Source organism: Arthrobacter sp. FW306-1B-G06A (assembly GCF_058781765.1).
Map to the genome: position 1 here is coordinate 47,653 of NZ_JBYSXB010000005.1, position 18,825 is coordinate 66,477.

Annotated in this window: 16 protein-coding genes; 2 read left to right on the forward strand and 14 right to left on the reverse strand. The window is 64.8% G+C overall.

Going from position 1 to position 18,825, the window contains the following annotated elements:
- Nucleotides 1-41: 41 nt before the first annotated feature.
- Both AC3WJM_RS03855 and hflX read right to left on the reverse strand, forming a co-directional pair.
- Nucleotides 42-2,105, reverse strand: coding sequence for an ATP-dependent DNA helicase (locus AC3WJM_RS03855; protein ID WP_476910571.1), 2,064 nt, complete (start codon nt 2,103-2,105; stop codon nt 42-44).
- Nucleotides 2,098-3,660, reverse strand: coding sequence for a GTPase HflX (hflX, locus tag AC3WJM_RS03860; protein WP_492271234.1), 1,563 nt, complete (start codon nt 3,658-3,660; stop codon nt 2,098-2,100). Before hflX ends, AC3WJM_RS03855 begins: the two co-directional genes overlap by 8 nt.
- A gap of 402 nt (nt 3,661-4,062) precedes the next feature.
- On the opposite strand from hflX, the gene AC3WJM_RS03865 reads away from it, so the two are divergent.
- Nucleotides 4,063-4,677, forward strand: a complete 615-nt coding sequence (locus AC3WJM_RS03865) for a class I SAM-dependent methyltransferase (RefSeq protein WP_059387802.1) — start codon at nt 4,063-4,065, stop codon at nt 4,675-4,677.
- Here the strand turns inward: AC3WJM_RS03865 and dapF are convergent.
- The 7 genes from dapF to AC3WJM_RS03900 all read right to left on the reverse strand — a co-directional run bounded on the left by dapF (nt 4,658) and on the right by AC3WJM_RS03900 (nt 11,779).
- Nucleotides 4,658-5,626, reverse strand: a complete 969-nt coding sequence (dapF, locus tag AC3WJM_RS03870) for a diaminopimelate epimerase (protein WP_492271235.1) — start codon at nt 5,624-5,626, stop codon at nt 4,658-4,660. The genes AC3WJM_RS03865 and dapF overlap by 20 nt on opposite strands.
- Before the next feature lie 31 nt (nt 5,627-5,657).
- Nucleotides 5,658-6,599: a tRNA (adenosine(37)-N6)-dimethylallyltransferase MiaA gene (gene miaA, locus AC3WJM_RS03875; protein ID WP_492271236.1), complete on the reverse strand. Its 942-nt coding sequence runs from the start codon at nt 6,597-6,599 to the stop codon at nt 5,658-5,660.
- A gap of 6 nt (nt 6,600-6,605) precedes the next feature.
- Nucleotides 6,606-8,201 carry a tRNA (N6-isopentenyl adenosine(37)-C2)-methylthiotransferase MiaB gene (gene miaB / locus AC3WJM_RS03880; RefSeq protein WP_492271237.1) on the reverse strand — a complete coding sequence of 532 codons (1,596 nt, stop codon included), beginning with the start codon at nt 8,199-8,201 and terminating at the stop codon, nt 6,606-6,608.
- 22 nt (nt 8,202-8,223) lie between these two features.
- A complete protein-coding gene (locus tag AC3WJM_RS03885; RefSeq protein WP_306962858.1) occupies nt 8,224-9,465 on the reverse strand; it encodes an aggregation-promoting factor C-terminal-like domain-containing protein in 1,242 nt (413 codons plus the stop codon).
- Between the two features lie 128 nt (nt 9,466-9,593).
- Nucleotides 9,594-10,184 (reverse strand): regulatory protein RecX, encoded by a 591-nt coding sequence (locus AC3WJM_RS03890; RefSeq protein WP_492271238.1) that lies wholly within the window; start codon nt 10,182-10,184, stop codon nt 9,594-9,596.
- 64 nt (nt 10,185-10,248) lie between these two features.
- Nucleotides 10,249-11,298, reverse strand: a complete 1,050-nt coding sequence (gene recA, locus AC3WJM_RS03895; RefSeq protein WP_059387807.1) for a recombinase RecA — start codon at nt 11,296-11,298, stop codon at nt 10,249-10,251.
- Nucleotides 11,299-11,539: 241 nt separating this feature from the next.
- Nucleotides 11,540-11,779, reverse strand: a complete 240-nt coding sequence (locus tag AC3WJM_RS03900) for a DUF3046 domain-containing protein (protein WP_059387808.1) — start codon at nt 11,777-11,779, stop codon at nt 11,540-11,542.
- Between the two features lie 41 nt (nt 11,780-11,820).
- Here AC3WJM_RS03900 and AC3WJM_RS03905 point away from each other — a divergent pair, with 41 nt between their 5' ends.
- The gene (locus AC3WJM_RS03905; RefSeq protein ID WP_284989330.1) at nt 11,821-12,318 is read left to right on the forward strand and encodes a MarR family winged helix-turn-helix transcriptional regulator; all 498 of its coding nucleotides are present in this window, start codon (nt 11,821-11,823) and stop codon (nt 12,316-12,318) included.
- Between the two features lie 72 nt (nt 12,319-12,390).
- Here the strand turns inward: AC3WJM_RS03905 and AC3WJM_RS03910 are convergent, their stop codons facing one another.
- From AC3WJM_RS03910 to AC3WJM_RS03930, 5 genes are all read right to left on the reverse strand, one after another.
- On the reverse strand, nt 12,391-12,843 hold the full coding sequence (locus tag AC3WJM_RS03910) for a helix-turn-helix domain-containing protein (protein ID WP_059387810.1): 453 nt from the start codon (nt 12,841-12,843) through the stop codon (nt 12,391-12,393).
- Between the two features lie 132 nt (nt 12,844-12,975).
- Nucleotides 12,976-13,479 (reverse strand): CinA family protein, encoded by a 504-nt coding sequence (locus AC3WJM_RS03915; RefSeq protein WP_306962853.1) that lies wholly within the window; start codon nt 13,477-13,479, stop codon nt 12,976-12,978.
- Entirely contained in the window at nt 13,476-14,078 is a 603-nt protein-coding gene (gene pgsA, locus AC3WJM_RS03920) for a CDP-diacylglycerol--glycerol-3-phosphate 3-phosphatidyltransferase (protein ID WP_307053499.1), read from the reverse strand. Before pgsA ends, AC3WJM_RS03915 begins: the two co-directional genes overlap by 4 nt.
- Before the next feature lie 9 nt (nt 14,079-14,087).
- On the reverse strand, nt 14,088-16,958 hold the full coding sequence (locus AC3WJM_RS03925; RefSeq protein ID WP_492271239.1) for an FtsK/SpoIIIE family DNA translocase: 2,871 nt from the start codon (nt 16,956-16,958) through the stop codon (nt 14,088-14,090).
- A 171-nt stretch (nt 16,959-17,129) separates the two neighbouring features.
- Nucleotides 17,130-18,821, reverse strand: coding sequence for a ribonuclease J (locus AC3WJM_RS03930; RefSeq protein ID WP_059387811.1), 1,692 nt, complete (start codon nt 18,819-18,821; stop codon nt 17,130-17,132).
- Nucleotides 18,822-18,825 lie beyond the last annotated feature (4 nt).

The following is an 18,825-nucleotide window of genomic DNA, read 5'->3' on the forward strand; positions in this document are numbered from 1 at the left end:
GACGCGCTCGCTCTAAGGCACCCTCACCCAGGGCCCCTGCCTTAGGCCGTGGCCGACTCGGCGTAAAGACGTTCGAGGGCACCGCGCACCACTGAACGGTCCGTGGTGGGCCAGAAGGGCGGCAACGCTGCCCTGAGGAAGTTGCCGTAGCGCTCCGTCGAAAGCCGTGAATCCAGTACTGCCACGACGCCCTTGTCCCCCGTTGAACGGATGAGGCGGCCGGCCCCTTGTGCCAGCCGAATGGCCGCGTGCGTTGCAGACACTGCCATGAAACCGTTGCCCCCGGCCTGGGCGACCGCGCGGGACCGTGCCGTCATCAGGGGATCGTCCGGGCGAGGGAACGGGATCCGGTCAATCACGACCAGCCGGCATGAACCGCCGGGAACGTCGACGCCCTGCCAGAGGGACATGGTGCCGAACAGGCAGGTGTCCTCCTCCTCGGCAAACTGCCTGACCAGCGCGGCCATGGTCGATTCTCCCTGGCACAGGATGTCCACATCCAGGCGCGACCGCATCGCTTCCGCGGCGTCCTCAGCCGCACGACGGGAAGAGAACAGGCACAAAGCTCCGCCGTGCGAGGCCTTGATGAGCTCTTCAAGTTCGTCCAACGCTTCGGGCGAGGTGCCGCGACCCGGCTTGGGCAGGTGCTTGGCGACGTACAGCATGCCCTGCTTCGGGTAGTCGAAGGGCGAGCCGACATCCACGCCCGTCCAGCTGGGGGCGCCCTGGCCAGTCAAGCCCAGCCCTCCGGCTGTGGCCTCGAATGCAGACCCGATAGCCAAAGTGGCAGAGGTCAACACCACGGTATGGCCCGCGAAGAGCCCTTCGCGGAGGCGTCCGGCGACGCTGAGCGGCGCGATGTTGATGAGCGCCGGCGAGTCCTCGTCGGGGGCGGTGTAGCCCTGCTGGGGATCGAAGCTGCTGTTCCGGGAGAGCCACACGACTTCCCTGTTTTCCCGGGCGGAGAGCAGCCGTTCGCACAACTCGAGGATCAGCATGAGCCGTGAGCGCGCGAGCTGACGTCCGCCGTCGACCGCGTTGGACGAATCCCCCTTCGAATCGGAAAGCGCCGCACGGCACGCTTCCCGGAGCTGGTCCACGCCATCAAGTTGTTCGTCATTGAGCCCGTTGGGCAAGAGGCCGGACGGCGCTCCCATGATCGCGAGTTCCAAGCGATCCGCGGCGGCGTTCAGCGCGTCCACGGTGATGGCCGTGTGTTTGCGGGCGCTGGAGGCCGCGGCATGGATCATCGCCACGGACAGCTGCCCGGACACGGCACCGGTCACACGGTCCTGGAGCTCGTGTGCTTCGTCCACCACCACGACGTCGTATTCGGGCAGGACGGCCAGCCCTTCAAAGGCGCTGACGGCGAGCATCGCGTGGTTGGTGACCACGACGTCGGACTCCGCGGCGCGGTGGCGGGCGAGCTCGCTGAAGCACTCCTCGGCCATCGGACACTTTTGCGCTCCGAGGCACTCCATGGACGTGACGGATACCTGGCGCCAGGCCCGGTCCGTCACGCCCGGCATGAGTTCGTCGCGGTCCCCCGTCGTGGTCTTCGCCGCCCATTCACGCAGCCGCACGACTTCCTTGCCAAGCTGCGAGGCAGGCCCGCCGATGGCTGCGGCCAGATGCGGAACGCTGGTGTCCTCGCCAAGGGAGAACAGCTGCCCCTCAGCCGGTTCCTCGCTGGGGAACCCGCCCTCCAGCTTGTGCCGGCAGACATAGTTGGCCCGGCCTTTGACCAGGGCGATGCTGACCGGGCGCTCCAGCTCCGGATTGATGGTTTCCAGGAGCCGGGGCAGATCCCGGCCCACGATCTGCGTCTGCAGGGCCAAGGTGGCCGTGGACACGAGCGTGGGCTTGTTGCTCTCCATCGAGTGCGCAATCAACGGAATCAGGTACGCAAGGGACTTGCCAGTGCCAGTGCCCGCCTGGACCAGGAGGTGTTCGCCGGTCTCGATCGCCCGCGCCACCTGCCTGGCCATCTGGTGCTGGCCCGTGCGGTTTTGGCCTCCCATGCCGGCAACGGCTTTGTCCAGGAGTTCGAGGGCGGTCCGTTCCCCCACGGTTTCGCCGCGCTCCCCCGCCTCTGGATCAACCATTGCTGACGAACGACTCCAACTCGGCTGCCAGGTTCTCGTGGACCATGGCCACCACGCGGGTGCCTTCCTCCTCATGCTCAAGGCTGAGGATTTCGGCGTCGGTGTTGTGCAGCTTGTTGATGAGCTCGCCGCGGTTGTACGGAATCAGGACTTCAAGGCGCACGCCAGGGCGCGGAATAGCCTCGCCGATAGCCCCGAGGAGCTCGGCAATGCCCTGCCCGGTGCGGGTGGACACGACGACGTGGCGTGGCTCTTTTTGCTTGAGCCGCTCAATGACGAACGGATCAGCGGCGTCCGCCTTGTTCAGGACGATGATTTCCGGGATCTTCCGGGCATCTACTTCGCTGAACACCGTGCGGACGGCCGCGATCTGGCCTTCCGGATCGGGATGCGAAACGTCCACCACGTGGAGGATCAGGTCGGCGTCGGCCACTTCTTCCAGCGTGGAGCGGAAAGCCTCCACGAGCTGGGTGGGCAGCGAACGCACGAAGCCGACGGTGTCCGAGAGCGTGTAGCCGATTCCGTCAGGGGTCTGGGCCTTGCGCACCGTCGGATCCAGGGTGGCGAACAACGCGTTCTCCACGAGGACACCGGCATCCGTCAGGCGGTTGAGCAGTGACGACTTTCCGGCGTTCGTGTAACCGGCGATGGCAACCGAAGGAACGGCATTACGACGGCGGTTGGCCCGCTTGGTCTCGCGCGATGGCTTCATGGCGGCGATTTCGCGCCGTAGCTTGGCCATGCGTGTGCGGATTCGGCGGCGGTCCAGTTCGATCTTGGTTTCACCAGGACCACGGGAACCCATGCCGGCACCGGCGCCACCCACCTGGCCACCGGCCTGGCGGGACATGGAATCGCCCCAACCACGCAGGCGCGGCAACAGGTATTCCAACTGTGCGAGCTCAACCTGGGCCTTGCCCTCGCGGCTCTTGGCATGCTGCGCGAAGATGTCGAGGATCAACGTGGTGCGGTCCACCACCTTGACCTTGACGATGTCTTCAAGGCCGCGCCGCTGGGATGGCGCCAGTTCGGCGTCGACCACCACGGTATCGGCTCCTGTGGACATCACGATGTCCTTGAGCTCCATGGCTTTGCCTGAGCCAAGGAAGGTGCCGGGGTCCGGTTTCATGCGGCGCTGGACGATGCCGTCCAAGACTTCCGAGCCGGCGGTTTCGGCCAAGGCGGCGAGCTCCCTCAGGGAATTCTCGGCGTCGGCCAGGGTGCCTTCGGTCCAGAGGCCTGCCAGCACGACGCGCTCAAGGCGCAGCTGCCGGTATTCGACCTCGGTAACATCTTCAAGTTCCGTGGACAGCCCGGCGGTACGGCGCAGGGCCCGGCGTTCGGCCAGGTCCTCTTGATCGCCGTCGTAGATGCTGTGTTCTTCGTCCAGGCGGGAAATTGCCTGGGCTTTGCCAAACACGCCCCGGGGTTCGTCGCGGTCCTGAACTATGGCAGGTGCGTCCTTGGAGAGAATCCGGTCGATGACAGCCTGGATTTCTTCAGGACTCATGTCCTGGGCGTCGGAATCGGGTCCGGTGTTCTTCTGCGTGGTCATGGTCTCCTTTTAGGGGGTTCGGCACTTCCAGAATAGTGCCGATTCGTCTCTTGTGGCGCGGAATTCGCGCAGGGCTGATGCCTGGCAAGCCTCTGCCGATGGCCTGGGGTCTCCAACCGGACGGGCTGCGCGGATTGCGAGCACAGATCCCAGGGGCGGGAGGGGACGATCTGCTGAGTGTCCAGGCGTCAAGAACGGCGTCCGGAACGGACATGCCAAGGCGGAATGGCGCTGCACTTAATGCAGGCCTGCGTCGCGGGCGGTGCCGGCTACACGGAGTCGGTTACTCGGAGATCAAGAACATGCGAACCACGCTATCAGACCTCGTCAAGCCCGGGCCGGGGCAGTTTGGAGCAGGGCGCGGTTTCCCTTGCCCGCTGCTGGCAACTAATCTGGCAAGCTATGGAGTCTGCTCACTATTTCAGCGCACAGCCCGCGGGGCCGTTCACCCGCAAGCCCCTCACGGTGGAACTGGCCGGCGCGACCCGCCGGCTCCAGACATCGGGCGGTATCTTCAGCCCCGACGGGATCGACAAGGGAACCGCGATCCTTCTCTCCGAGGTTCCACCGCCGGCGCCGCAGGGAAACCTGTTGGACATCGGCTGCGGCTGGGGTCCCATTGCGTTGACCATGGGGCTCATGGCGCCGCACGCTCAGGTCCACGCCGTCGACGTCAACGAACGCTGCGTCACCTTGACCAACGAGAACGCCGCACTCCTGGAGCTCGGGAATGTCACCGCGAGCCTGCCCGACGAGGTCGATCCCGCTGTGACGTTCGACACTATCTGGTCAAACCCGCCCATCCGTATCGGCAAGGATGAACTCCACAGCCTGCTGCTCACCTGGCTGCCGCGGCTCGCTCCGGGTGGAAACGCCTGGCTCGTGGTGCAGAAGAACCTTGGCGCGGACTCGCTTCAGCGCTGGCTGGCCGATACCCTCGATGGTTCCTTCGCGGTGTCCCGGGAAAGCACGTCGAAATCCTTCCGCGTCCTGCGGGTCAGGAAAGCGTCCCGCTAGCGACAATCACGGCGGGGCCGCTGAGCTCCACGTGTTCGCGGCCGCTTTCTCCGGGGAAGAACCGCACGCCGACGACGCCGCCCGGCACGTTGACGCGCCACGTGTCGGGAGCACCTTCCCCGGCCCAGTGCCGGATGGCGACGGCGGCCGCGCAGGCGCCGGTGCCGCACGATTGGGTCTCGCCGACGCCGCGTTCGTGCACTCGCATCGTGATGTTGCCTACGCCTTCGTGGACGAGGGGCTCAGCGGGAACCACGAATTCGACGTTGGTGCCGTTTGCCGGCTTGGGATCGACGACGGGCGCCTTGAAGAGCTGCGTGGATTTGAGTTCTGAAAGTTCGGCCAACGCCACCACAGTGTGCGGATTGCCCATGCTGACAGAGAGGGCAGGCCGGGCCACTTCGAGTCCGTCGGCGCTGACGAGGGAGTCCATGGCCTTGGTAGTGGCATCCTTGGGGAAAATGAACTCCCACGGACCCATGTCCACCGCATATCCCTCAGCGGTCCGGACAATCTTCTTGATGCCGCCGCGCGTTCCGATGGTCAGGGATTCACCGGCGTTGAGGGTGACAAGTCCTTGCTCGATCAGGAATTGGACGAAGACGCGGACTCCGTTGCCGCACATCTCGGACAACGAGCCGTCGCCGTTGCGGTAGTCCATGAACCACTCGGCAGCGGAATCCGCCTCGAGCAGCTGGAGGCCTTCGGGCAGGAATCGTGAAGGGACTGCCCGGATGAGCCCGTCCCCGCCAATGCCCAGGTGGCGGTTGCAGAGCGCTGCGACCTGCTCCGGAGAGATCTGGTGCGCGTCTTCGGGGTCCGCAATGAGGACGAAGTCGTTGCCCGTACCGTGCCCCTTGGAGAAGGCCAGCCCGTGAAGACCGGAGGCGGGTACGGAACCGCCGGCAGCGGCAGGCTGCGGGGCGGAAAATGCAAGGGTTTCATCCATGGCTCAAGGCTACCTGTACTGGGGGTTGCGCCTAAATCACCGACGCCGGACTCGCGCAGATTTCTGCGGCTTTGGCCACCAAATCCGTATCCTGCCAGTCCAGCCAGTGGATCCGGGGGTCCGCCCGGAACCACGTGAGCTGGCGCCGGGCGAATTGCCGGGTGGCCACGATGGTTTCTTCGGCCGCGGCAGCTGTGTCGGATTCGCCGTCGAGGACCTTCAGGAACTGCGCGTATCCGAGCGCCCGCGATGCCGTCTTGCCTTGCCGCAGTCCGACGGCGTCCAGCCGCGCGACCTCTTCAAGAAGTCCCGCGTCGACCATCTTCAGCACGCGCTCGGCCAAACGCTCGCGCAGCAATCCGCGGTCGACGTCGAGCCCTATCTGCACGGCTGGCTGGAAATACTCGCGCTGCGGCATGAAGGAGCTGAACGGGCGGCCGGTGAGCTCGAAGACTTCCAGCGCGCGGATGACGCGGCGGGCGTCGCCGAGCCTGCCGGCGGACACGGGGTCGATGCGTTGGAGGCGTTCCTGGAGGCTTGGAAGACCGGAGGTTTCGTGCTCCTGCTCCAGCCGCTGCCGCACGCCGGGGTCCGTGCCGGGAAATTCCAGGACATCCAAGGCTGCGCGGACGTAGAGTCCGGAGCCGCCCACCAGGATGGCGCGCTTGCCTCGGCCATGGATATCACGGATGGCGGCGCGGCAGTCGGCCTGGAAAGCGGAGACGCTGGCTTCCTCGGTGACATCCATCGTGTCCAGGAGGTGGTGGGGCACTCCCCTGCGTTCGGCGACGGTGATCTTGGCCGTGCCGATGTCCATTCCACGGTAGAACTGCATGGCATCGGCGTTGATGACCTCGCCGTCGAGCGCGAGGGCGAGGTGGACGGCGAGATCGGACTTGCCGGAACCGGTGGGGCCGACGACGGCGATCACGGGCGGATTCGGATCAGCTGACCCGGCCGGTACTGCTGCCATGCCGGGCTAACCGCGTCGTACGGGGAGCGACGGCATACCGAGGGAGACGGCCCTTGAACCTGAAGACCCGATGCCGCCGGACCGTGCGCCCGAGGCACTCGGGGCTGGAGCGCCGCAGGAATCGGCCTGCGAGCGGTCCCACGCGTCGCCGGCACGGGAGCGCCTCAAGCTGTAGTCCGCCGTCGTCTCCGGATCGGAGACGAGGTGGAAGGCAGCGGCCTCGGTGATGGTCACGGTGACGAAATCGCCGGGCCGCGGAGTCTCTGCGCCTTCCGGCACGGAGAAGTGGACCAGGCGCTGGTCCTGGGAACGACCCGAAAGGCGATGCGTTTCCTCGGCCTTGCGGCCGGATTGGGCCGTGACAAGGAGCTCGACCCGGCGTCCGAGCTGTTTCGCGTTCTCCTCGGCTGCGATGCGGTCCTGGAGGGCCGTCAGCCGCTCGTAGCGTTCCTGGACAACGGCCTTGGGCAGCTGGTCCGGAAGGTCCGCGGCCGGGGTGCCCGGGCGCTTGGAGTACTGGAAGGTGAAGGCTGAGGCGAAGCGTGACTTCTCGACGACGTCGAGCGTGGCTTGGAAGTCCTCTTCCGTCTCGCCGGGGAAGCCCACGATGATATCGGTGGTGATCGCGGCGTGGGGAATCTTGTCGCGGACTTTGTCCAGGATCCCCAGGAACTTGGTCGAACGGTAGGAGCGGCGCATGTCCTTGAGGACCTTGTCCGAACCGGACTGGAGGGGCATGTGCAACTGCGGCATGACATTGGCGGTCTCGGCCATCGCGTCGATGACGTCGTCGGTGAAGGCAGCCGGGTGCGGGCTCGTGAAACGGACACGCTCGAGGCCTTCGATATCACCGCAGGCGCGGAGCAGTTTGGAGAAAGCCAAACGGTCCCCGAATTCCACGCCGTAGGAGTTCACGTTCTGCCCGAGCAGCGTCACCTCGACGGCGCCGTCGTCCACCAACGCCTGGATTTCAGCGAGGATCTCGCCGGGACGTCGGTCCTTCTCCTTGCCGCGGAGCGACGGCACGATGCAGAAGGTGCAGGTGTTGTTGCACCCGACGGAGATGGAAACCCAGCCCGAGTACACGGAGTCGCGCTTGGTCGGCAAGGTGGAGGGGAAGACGTCCAGCGACTCCAGGATTTCCAGCTGTGCCTCGTTGTTGTGGCGGGCCCTGTCCAGCAACGCCGGGAGCGCCCCTACATTGTGGGTCCCGAACACTGCGTCCACCCACGGCGCCTTGCGCACGATGGTTTCGCGGTCCTTTTGCGCAAGGCATCCGCCGACGGCAATCTGCATTCCAGGATGGGCGGCCTTGACCTGTTTGAGTTCCCCGAGGTTGCCATAAAGCTTGTTGTCGGCGTTCTCACGGACGGCACAGGTGTTGAAAACCACGACGTCGGCGACGCCGCCGTCGAACGGCACGTACCCTGCATCCTCGAGCAGCCCTGCCATGCGCTCGGAATCATGGACATTCATTTGGCAACCGAAGGTGCGGACCTGGTAGGTGCGCTTCGCCGCGTGCTCGGGTGCCGGATCGACGACAGGGCCCGGAGCGGGCTGCTGAACGGGGGCTGGTGCTGGTGCTGCAGAAGGGGAACTCACCAATCTAGGGTAGCCCCTCGGACTAGTACCAGTTGAAGCCCATCTCATGCTGCCAAGCGTTGCAGGGCGAACCGTAACGGTCGCGGATATAGCCGAGGCCCCAATCGATCTGGGTCCGGTAGTTGCTAAGCCAGTCGCTGCCTGCCGAATAGTACTTGTCCGGCGGCAGCGCCTGCGCTACACCGTAAGCGCCGCTGCTGGGATTGGTGGCGTCCGTCATCCAGCTTGATTCCTGGGTCCACAGCAAGGACAGGCACTGCATTTGGTCCTGGCCCCAACCATAGGCGCCGAGCCGGGAGGACGCGTATTGCCGTGCGCCGGCGGGGTCGTTGACGACGTTTCCCCCCCCACCGCCACCCCCGCCTACGAAGCCGCCGCCTCCTCCACTGCTGATGGGCGGCTGGACCGCTTGCTGGTTGTTGGCGGCGGCCGCTGCGGCTGCCGCTGCGTCGGCTATCGCCTTGCGCTGCGCCGCCTCCCTCTTGGCCTCCTGGGCGGCCTGGTACGCGGCAAGCGCAACCTGGCCTTCTTGATATTTCTGTGCGACAGCGGCAGAAGTGGAGGTCAAGGACGCGAGTTGGGCCACCATGGTCTTTCGCTGGCCGTCCGTGGCGGCCACGCTGTCTTCGGCTGCCCGCCTTGCAGACTCTGCGGCCTGGGCCTTTGCCGCGGCGTCGCTGTCCAACTGGGCCAGCACATCGCGGGCGGCTTGTTCCTGGGCGGTTGCGGCGGCAGATGCCCGGGACGCGCTCAGGGCATCATCGTGCAGCTTCGCCGTACGATCCAGGACTCTGTTCAGCAAGGCGAAATTTTGAATGTTGTCCGGCGCGATGGCGGCATTCGCAAGGGACCAGGGACCGGGATCGAAGCCGCCCGACTCGTATGCCTGGACCACCAGGGAGGACGTGGCCTTTCTCAAGGAATCCGCTTTTGCCTTGGCCTGTTGGGACGCCTCGGCCAGTTTCTGGGTGACTGCCTGCTGGTGCAGCAGTGCGTCATGGGCCTTGGCGTACTCAGTTCCGGCCTTGATGGCCGCCGCGCCGAGCTCTCCGGATTTCTGCTGAAGTCCAGCCAATAACTGGTTGATGCGGTCTACTTCGGCGCTTGCGGCAGCTTCGTTCCCTTGGGCTTGCTGTACTTCTGCCCAGCTGGGATAGCCCGACGGCGGGGCATCGTCGTCCGCCGAAGCCGGGCCTGCTTGGAGAAGCGACGCGACAAGCAAGGGCACAATGATTGCCGAAAGCCGTAGCGACAACGGATTCATTGGATCTGACCTGCCTCCCGACTCGGAACACTAGTCCAGAACCTTAGCCGACAGGCACCCAGAAGCCACCCAACCCCGCCGCCGGGGACAATACTCACAGGCAGCTCTCAGTTTCTCCGAGACACCGTTTAGCCGATGTCCTCTGCTTCAGGACCGCGTGCTTCAGGACCGTGTGCTTCAGGACCGCCGTACTCTCCTGCGCCATAGGAGCCAGGCTCCTGCGCCAAGGTTTCGTCCAAGACCTCGCCGACAATCCGGAATGCCGTGGATGGCTGGTAACCCTTGCGGGCAAGCATCGACGCGAGCCGCCGGGTTTGCTTGTCCCGCTCGGCCCTGTCGGAAAGGTCCGTCCCGGCCCGCAAGCGGCGTGCGACCAGATCCCTGGCCGCGTTCCGCTCGTCGTCGTCACTCACTTGCGCGAGCGCCTGCTCCGCGGTTTCCGTGTCGATGCCTTTGTCCGCCAATTCGCGCCTCAAGGCACCCCGGGCGAGTTTCCTCGACTGGGAACGGCTGCGGACCCACATCTCGGCGAAATCGGCGTCATCAATGAGCCGGACTTCCTCGAAGCGGTCCAGCACGGCTTCGGCCACCTCCTCCGGCACGTTCCGTTCAGCCAGTTTGCGGGCAAGCTGAAGCCTGCTCTTGGGCGAGTTGGTCAGTTGCCGCAAAACAATGGACCGGGCTACCGATTCCGGATTGGCCTCAGGGTCCGCCGCCACGGACGAATCCGCAGACGGGCCCCACGACCGGGAAGAACTTGAGGAACGGGAGCGGCCCTGGCGCTTAGCCGTCAACGGCCTTCAGCTTCGGAGATTTTTCGGCTTCGGCAGGCTTGACTACTCCGACGCCAAGCTTCTCTTTGATGAGCCGCTCGAGGTCCGCAGCCAACTCCGGGTTGTCCCGCAGGAAACGGCGGGAATTCTCCATGCCCTGGCCCAGCTGGTCACCGTCGTAAGTGAACCATGAACCGGACTTCTTGATGATGCCGTGCTCGACGCCCATGTCGATGATGCCGCCCTCGCGGGAAATACCCTGGCCGTAGATGATGTCGAACTCCGCGATCTTGAAGGGCGGAGCCATCTTGTTCTTGACGATCTTGGCCTTGGTCCGGTTACCTACCGAATCCGCGCCTTCCTTCAGCGTCTGGATACGGCGGACGTCGATGCGGATGGACGCGTAGAACTTCAGGGCCTTGCCACCGGTGGTGGTCTCCGGGGAACCGAAGAAAACGCCGATCTTCTCGCGGAGCTGGTTGATGAAGATGGCAGTCGTCTTGGTCTGGCTCAGCCGGCCGGTGATCTTACGCAGGGCCTGGCTCATAAGGCGGGCCTGAAGGCCGACGTGGGAGTCGCCCATTTCGCCTTCGATTTCAGCGCGGGGAACCAATGCGGCGACGGAGTCGATCACGACGATATCCAAGGAGCCGGAGCCGATCAGCATGTCCATGATCTCCAAGGCCTGCTCACCGGTATCCGGCTGCGAAACCAGCAGCGCGTCGGTATCGACGCCCAGCTTCGCCGCGTACTCGGGATCGAGGGCGTGCTCGGCGTCGATGAAGGCTGCGATGCCGCCCTGGCGCTGGGCGTTGGCCACAGCGTGAAGCGCGACGGTGGTCTTACCCGAGGATTCCGGGCCGTAGATTTCCACGATACGGCCGCGCGGCAGGCCGCCGATTCCCAGGGCGACGTCCAAGGCGATGGAACCAGTGGGAATGACTTCGATGGGCGCACGGATATCGTCACCCAAGCGCATGATGGAGCCCTTGCCGAATTGCTTGTCGATTTGGGCAAGCGCTGCCTCGAGCGCCTTCTCACGATCCTGGTTTGCCGCCATGGTTCACACCTCTGATGCTTTCTCGCTGTGGACTGGCCTGAACGGCCGCTTTCCTGTCTCATCCGACGCTAGTACGAGCCGCTGACAATTTTGTGTGCGACTTCGTCTATGTGGACAACTACGGGCTTCGAATGACACGGAAACCGCTCCGTCAGGACCAATTTTCCTCTGATAGGAGCATAGCCTCATCCGAACAGATATTCGAACAAATTTGTGGGCGTGTCCGTCCAGGAACCGGAACTCAGAACGTCCGGGAACCCTTGTCGGCGGGCTTGATATCCCTGCCGAGCCGTCGCTCCGGCGGAACGTCCTGGACGTCGCACAGGGCAAGCCAGACGTCGCGGGGGCTGTAGCCCGCTGCCAAGGCGTCGTCTGCCGTCCGTCCGCCGACGCCGGCCAATACAAGGGAGCTGCTGAGGACCCGGGAGTAGCCAGCTCCGAATTCATCGTCCATCAGCCGCCAGAAGTCACTGATCCGCACCAATAGAGTCTCTCATGGGAGCGGACTCTAGAATGGTTGTCATGAGCAACACTCCCGACGACGCGCCAGAGATGGTGGAGGTTGGCGACAACGTCGACGCCGCCCTCCAGCAGGTGGAACACCAGCTGAGCATGTTCTGGCGACGCGCACGATCGCTGTCCCACCAGTTGTCCCGCCAGGTCCATCCCGACATGGAACCAGCCGCCTACGGACTGCTGACGATCATCCGGAAAGAGGGGCCAATCCGCCTCACGGAGCTCGCCTCGTGCATCGGCGTCGGGAAGCCATCGGTGAGCCGCCAGATCGCGTTCCTGGAAAGCATCGGCATGGTCTACAAAGAGGCCGACCCTCAGGATGGCCGCGCACAATCCATCCGGCTCACCCCCAAGGGCGAAGAAAAGATGCACCAGGTCCAGGACGCACGCCGGCAGGTGTTCCGGGAACGCCTGGGTGAATGGCCGCTGGAAGAAATCCAGACGCTTGCTGACTACATTGAACGGCTCAACGCCGCGTATGGCGAAGGTATCGGCAAGGACTGACCTCGCCAGGCCACAAAAGCCCAAGAAGGAGGGCCTCCAGCTGGAGGCCCTCCTTCTTTACTTCAGGTCCGCCTAGCGGGCTCCGGAGAGCATGCCCTGGGTGAAGTCGTCGTTCAGTTCGGCGCTGAGCTCGCGATCGAGATCGCGGCCATAGCGCTGGGCGAATTCCTGCGGGACGGTGTCCGGAACAGCGACGCCTTCGGCGACGGCAACCCGGTCACTGACCTCGCGGAGCATGCCGGACAACGGAACGTCCAGGGCCGAGCAGATCGAGGACAGCAGCTCTGAGGATGCTTCCTTCTGGCCGCGTTCAACTTCGCTCAGGTAGCCAAGGGAAACGCGGGCGCTGTGCGAGACTTCGCGGAGCGTACGGCCCTGGCGCTGGCGGACATCGCGCAGGACATCACCAATTTCGTGACGCAGTACAACCATTTTGCGCTCCTTCTGTTCGCTCGGTGCCTTCTCGGCCAAGCCCACATCCTTCCAGCGGACAACGCCGTTTATGGATACGGGCTGCTTAACCATCTGTATCGCCTTGCTCCCTCGTGAGGCCGGTTCACCTTGCGGGTGCACCGGTTGTTTTTTACATCCTAGGCGCCCCGGCCATTCCGGGGCGACACAATGTAACAACTATTGGGCCGCTGTTTTTGTTCCCGGCTACTTTACGTGCGGTAAGTCGGCATGGACAAGGCACTCCAACAAGCGCTCCAGTGCGGCCGCGGTCGCCTGCGCACGGATACTTGGGCGATCTCCCCGAAAGGAGTAGGCATGGGCCGCAGCTCCGCCCTGCGTGGCGACGCCAATGAAGACGGTGCCAACCGGCTTCCCGTCATGCGGCAAAGGTCCCGCAACCCCCGTCGTGGAGACCCCGACGTCGGCCCCGCACGCGCGCCTGGCACCGTCGGCCATGGCCGCCGCCACTCCGGCGTCGACGGATCCGACGGCGGACAGCAACTCCTCGGAGACCCCCAGGATTCCGGCCTTGACGGCATTCTGATAGGCGACCACCCCGCCCTGGAGCATGCCTGACGCGCCGGGAGTATCGGCGAGGGTGGCGGCAACCATTCCGGCTGTCAGGGATTCTGCGGTAGCCACGGTAACGCCCCGCTCGATGGCGAGGGCGACGGCGGACGCAGCCGCCTCATCAGCGGTGGGGCTCATGCGCGCTTGCCCGCCGAGCGAAGCTTTGCGGCTTCGATCACATATTCGGCGCCGGTCCACACTGTAATGGCGAGTGCGACGATCATGACCCAGAAGGCCACGCTGACGAGCCACGGCGCGAAGGAATTCAGCGGCAGGATGTAGAGGAAGATCGCGACGGTCTGGATGACGGTCTTTAGCTTGCCGCCCCGCGAGGCCGGCATCACGCCATAGCGGATGACGAAGAAGCGCAAGGCGGTGATGCCCCATTCGCGCACGAGGATGAGGATCGTGATCCACCACGGCAGCTCCCCCAGCGCCGAGAGGAGAACGAGTGCCGATCCGATCAGCAGCTTGTCGGCAATCGGGTCCGCGATCTTGCCGAAGTTGGTGACGAGGTTGCGGCTCCGGGCGATGTCGCCGTCGAGCTTGTCCGTATAGATCGCCACAGCGAAGGCCACAACGGCGGTCCAGCGCCAAATGCCGTGCTGGCTGTTGTCCGCCAAGAGGAACCACACGAAGAACGGGACGAGGACAATTCGAAGCATCGTCAGGATGTTGGGCAGGTTCCAGATATCGGAGCTGCTGGAACCGGCTTTGCTGCCGTCGGATGTAGTCACCCCTCTAGGCTACCGTCCGGTCAATGACCAGGCGTCTTCGCCGCCGTCGTCCTCGTCATCGATGCCATCTGCTCCGTCGTGGTACTCCGTGGCCTGCTTGCGGCGTTCGAGATCGGCGGCGACCAAGTCCTCGGCGTAGCCGCCGACGGCGATGTTCGCGTTCGCGTTGTCGCTCAGCGCCGCGGTGTGCGCGTCGGGGATAGCCGGAGCATCCTGCCCCTTCATGGCTGCCAGCACGGGAGCGAGGTCGTCGGGCTTGACCAGGACATCGCGGGCCTTGGAACCTTCGGACGGGCCCACGACGCCGCGCGACTCGAGCAGGTCCATGAGGCGACCGGCCTTGGCGAAGCCGACGCGGAGCTTGCGCTGCAGCATCGAGGTTGAGCCGAACTGCGTGGTGACCACCAGTTCGGTGGCCTGGAGCAGGACCTCGAGGTCGTCTCCGATGTCGTCGTCGATCTGCTTCTTCTGCGCCTCGGGTGCGACGTCGTCACGGTAGACAGCCTTGAGTTGGCCCTTGACGTGTTCCACCACGCGGTGGATTTCGGACTCGGTGACCCAGGCGCCCTGCACGCGCATCGCCTTGGAAGCGCCCATCGGCAGGAAGAGGGCGTCACCCTGGCCAATGAGTTTTTCCGCGCCGGGCTGGTCCAGGACCACGCGGGAGTCGGTGACGGAGGAGGTTGCGAACGCCATACGCGAAGGGACGTTGGCCTTGATCAGGCCGGTGACGACGTCAACGGACGGACGCTGGGTGGCGAGGACCAGGTGGATGCCGGCAGCACGGGCCAGTTGGGTGATGCGGACAATCGAGTCTTCGACGTCGCGCGGGGCCACCATCATGAGGTCGGCGAGCTCGTCCACGATCACCAGCAAGTACGGGTACGGCTTGATGACGCGCTTGGAGTCGACCGGCGGCAGAACCTTGCCGGCGCGGACCGCCTTGTTGAAGTCGTCGATGTGCTTGAAGCCGTAGTTGGCGAGGTCGTCGTAGCGGGCGTCCATTTCGCGCACCACCCACTGAAGTGCCTCGGCGGCCTTTTTGGGGTTGGTGATGATGGGCGTGATGAGGTGCGGAACGCCCTCATACGCGGTCAGTTCCACGCGCTTGGGGTCCACCATGACCATGCGGACCTCATCGGGTGTGGCACGCATCAGGATCGACGTGATCATGGAGTTCACGAACGACGACTTACCGGCACCTGTGGCACCGGCCACGAGCAAGTGCGGCATTTTGGCGAGGTTCGCGACGACGTAGCCGCCCTCGACGTCCTTGCCGACGCCCATCACCATGGGGTGGTCTGTCCGCCTGGCGTTCTGGCTGCGCAGGACATCGCCGAGGGACACGGTCTCGCGGTCCGTGTTGGGGATCTCGATGCCGATGGCAGACTTGCCCGGAATAGGGCTGAGGATACGGACATCACTCGATGCCACCGCGTAGGAGATGTTCTTGGACAAGGCAGTGACGCGCTCCACTTTGGTGCCGGGAGCAAGTTCGATCTCGTAGCGGGTCACGGTGGGTCCACGGCTGAATCCGGTGACAGTGGCGTTCACGTTGAACTGCTGCATCGTGTCCGTCAAGGCGGCCACGACGGCGTCGTTCGCTTCCGTGCGTTCCTTCGGGATGGAGCCCGGAGTCAGGTTGTCGGAGGACGGCAGCGTGTACGTGACGTCCCCGGCGAGCGAAAGTTGTTCGGTGCGCTGCGGGATCGGCGTCGGGGGCGGTGGTGGACTGACCGGTGCCGAAGGCACGATGACCGGTGGAACGGCGGCGGCCGGCGCGACCAAGGGGATCGCTTCGGTGGCGTTGTCCGCAACCGCCTTCGCGCTTCCGAGTCCCTGTGCACTTCCAAGACCTTGCGCGGCTTTGATCTTCTCGACGGCGATTTCAGCCTGGGTCGGCCTGCGCACGCCCGGCGGCACGGCGGGCCCGCCCTTCGCGGGAGGGGCATCGTCGTCGACGATTGCGTGCTCGAAGGCTTCGTCGCCCACATAGCCCTCGAGTGTGGGGTCGTCGTCGTGGTCCTTGCCGAAGAAGCGCTTCCGGCGCTTCTTCTTTGGCTCAACGGCCGCCTCGTTTTCGTAAAGGTAGCTGCGGTCGTGGGAATCGTCGTGCTGCGAGCCGGCATCCACGAGATCGACGCCCATGAGGTGCTCGTAGGCGCCCCGGATACGCCGGGGGATGGCGCCGAAGGGCGTGGCCGTGACAATCAGGAGGGAGACGAACGCCAAGGCACCGTAGACCAGGACGGGTACGGCAGGGTGGATGGCGGCAAGAGGCGATGCCGCGAGGAAACCGAGCATCCCGCCCGCACGCCGGAGGCCATCGAAGCCGTCGGCGACGGTCGGCTGGCCCCCGATGATGTGGGCCAAGCCGGTTCCGGCGAATGTCATGATCAGGAAACCGATGCCCACGCGGTTGTTGCCCCGGCTGTCCCATGGCTGCCGGAAGAGCCGGAAGGCGCAGACAAAAAGCATGAGCGGCAGGAGCAAGGACACCCAACCGAAGGTTCCGTTCACGATGCTGTAGACAACGTCCGGGAACCAGCCTTTGAAGCCCCACCAGGCGAAGGTTGCGATGAAGACACCGAGAGCCAGGTTGAAAAGGGCGGCGCCGTCCCGGCGGTCGGCGGGATCAAGGTCACTGACGTCATGGCCGATCCGGCGGACCCCCGCACCCACCACGTGCCCGATTCCCAGCCAGACACCCGCAAGCACACGCAGGATCCAGGGCTGTTGGGGTTCGACGACGGCGGCCTGCTTGCCGCGGGCCGCGCCTGTGCTGCTCCTGCCGGTCTTGGTCGGGGTCCGGCCGCTGCCCGAGCCGCTGGTTTTGCTGTTGGAGCTGCCTCTAGGCGCGGAGGTAGTACGAGTCGCCATATCGGCCACGCTACCCCAAGCCGTCCGGAAAGCCGCGGATTTCAGGGGAACGGAGGAGCCATGTTGCCCCTGTAGAACAATCCGCGGACCTGGTTCCGCTGCGGGCTTGGCGTACAACACGAACGGCCCGGTTCGCTTGAACCGGGCCGTTCGGAGGCTTCTCCGTCCGGGCTATGCTTCCAGAACCAACGGGATGATCATGGGGCGCCGGCGAAGCTTGCGGTTGACCCACGTGCCGATCACACGGCGCACGACTTGCTGGAGCTGGTGGTTGGTGTGGTCCGCGTGGTGGAGCACCGCGTCTTCGAGGGCAGCATTGATCTTGGGGATGATTTCGTCGAATACGGAATCGTCCTCGGCCACGCCGCGGGCGTGGATTTCCGGGCCCGAGACGATCTTGCCGGTGGTCCGGTTGATCACGGTGATGACCGAGATGAAGCCCTCGTCGCCGAGGATCCTGCGGTCCTTGAGGTCGGCGTCGGTGATTTCACCCACGCTGGAGCCGTCCACATAGACGAAGCCCACTTCCACCTGGCCAACAACATTGGCTTTGTGGTCCCTGACGTCGATGACTGTGCCGTTGTCGCTGAGGATGACGCGGTCCGACGGCACGCCGGAGTCCTCCGCCAGGTTGCCGTTGGCGATGAGGTGACGGGTTTCGCCGTGCACAGGCATCGCGTTCAGGGGCTTGAGGATGTTGTAGCAGTAGAGCAGTTCGCCCGCAGCGGCGTGTCCGGAGACATGCACTTTGGCGTTGCCCTTGTGCACGACGTCGGCGCCGAGCTTGAGCAACCCGTTGATGATCCGGTAGACCGCGTTCTCGTTGCCGGGGATGAGGCTCGAGGCCAGAATAACGGTGTCGCCCTGGCCCACCACCACGCGGTGGTCACCGTTGGCCATCCGGGACAGTGCCGCCATGGGTTCGCCCTGCGAGCCCGTGGACATGAGGACCACGCGGTGGTCCGGCAGGTTGTCGATGTTCTTGATGTCCACGAGGATTCCCGGCGGGACGTCAAGGTAGCCCAGTTTCGCGGCGATAGCCATGTTGCGCACCATGGACCGGCCCACGAAGGCGACATTGCGGCCATGCTTGGCGGCGGCGTCGAGCACTTGCTGCACCCGGTGCACGTGCGAGGAGAAGGAGGCAACGATGATCCGCTTCTTGGCCTGGCCGAACAAACGGTCCAAGGTGGGGCCGATCTCCTTTTCCGCCGTGGTGAAGCCGGGAACATCCGCGTTGGTGGAGTCGGCCATGAACAGGTCCACCCCTTCTTCACCCAGGCGGGCGAAGTGGCGCAGGTCCGTGATGCGGCCATCGAGGGGCAACTGGTCCATCTTGAAGTCGCCCGTGTGCAGGACGTTGCCGCCGGCAGTGCGGATGAAGACGGCCAAGGCATCCGGAATGGAGTGGTTGACGGCAACGAATTCGCATTCGAAGGGGCCGAACTGCTCCACCTGCCCTTCGGCGACCGTCAGCGTGTACGGCTTGATCCGGTGTTCCTGGAGCTTGGCCTCGACGAGGGCAAGCGTCAGCTGGGAACCGACCAACGGCAGGTCCGCGCGCAGGCGCAGAAGATACGGCACAGCGCCGATGTGGTCTTCGTGGCCGTGCGTCAGGACGATGGCAACTACGTCGTCCAGCCTGTCCTCGATGTACGAGAAATCGGGCAGGATCAGGTCGACACCCGGCTGTGTCTCTTCAGGGAAGAGCACGCCGCAGTCAACCACCAGCAGCTTGCCGTTGATTTCGAAAACGGCCATGTTGCGGCCGATCTCCCCCAGCCCGCCGAGGGGCACAATCCGGAGTGTTCCCTGCGGAAGTTTGGGCGGGGTGACAAGTCCGGGAAGGGCGGTTTGGGTCATAATG

Bases quoted from the DNA above. Each gene is read 5' to 3' on its own strand.
- AC3WJM_RS03865 (WP_059387802.1), top strand. From the start codon at position 4,063: ATGGAGTCTGCTCACTATTTCAGCGCACAGCCCGCGGGGCCGTTCACC.
- AC3WJM_RS03855 (WP_476910571.1), bottom strand. From the start codon at position 2,105: ATGGTTGATCCAGAGGCGGGGGAGCGCGGCGAAACCGTGGGGGAACGG.
- miaA (WP_492271236.1), bottom strand. From the start codon at position 6,599: ATGGCAGCAGTACCGGCCGGGTCAGCTGATCCGAATCCGCCCGTGATC.
- AC3WJM_RS03915 (WP_306962853.1), bottom strand. From the start codon at position 13,479: ATGAGCCCCACCGCTGATGAGGCGGCTGCGTCCGCCGTCGCCCTCGCC.
- recA (WP_059387807.1), bottom strand. From the start codon at position 11,298: ATGGCGGCAAACCAGGATCGTGAGAAGGCGCTCGAGGCAGCGCTTGCC.
- AC3WJM_RS03930 (WP_059387811.1), bottom strand. From the start codon at position 18,821: ATGACCCAAACCGCCCTTCCCGGACTTGTCACCCCGCCCAAACTTCCG.
- AC3WJM_RS03910 (WP_059387810.1), bottom strand. From the start codon at position 12,843: ATGGTTAAGCAGCCCGTATCCATAAACGGCGTTGTCCGCTGGAAGGAT.
- dapF (WP_492271235.1), bottom strand. From the start codon at position 5,626: ATGGATGAAACCCTTGCATTTTCCGCCCCGCAGCCTGCCGCTGCCGGC.
- AC3WJM_RS03905 (WP_284989330.1), top strand. From the start codon at position 11,821: ATGAGCAACACTCCCGACGACGCGCCAGAGATGGTGGAGGTTGGCGAC.
- AC3WJM_RS03885 (WP_306962858.1), bottom strand. From the start codon at position 9,465: ATGAATCCGTTGTCGCTACGGCTTTCGGCAATCATTGTGCCCTTGCTT.
- hflX (WP_492271234.1), bottom strand. From the start codon at position 3,660: ATGACCACGCAGAAGAACACCGGACCCGATTCCGACGCCCAGGACATG.
- AC3WJM_RS03925 (WP_492271239.1), bottom strand. From the start codon at position 16,958: ATGGCGACTCGTACTACCTCCGCGCCTAGAGGCAGCTCCAACAGCAAA.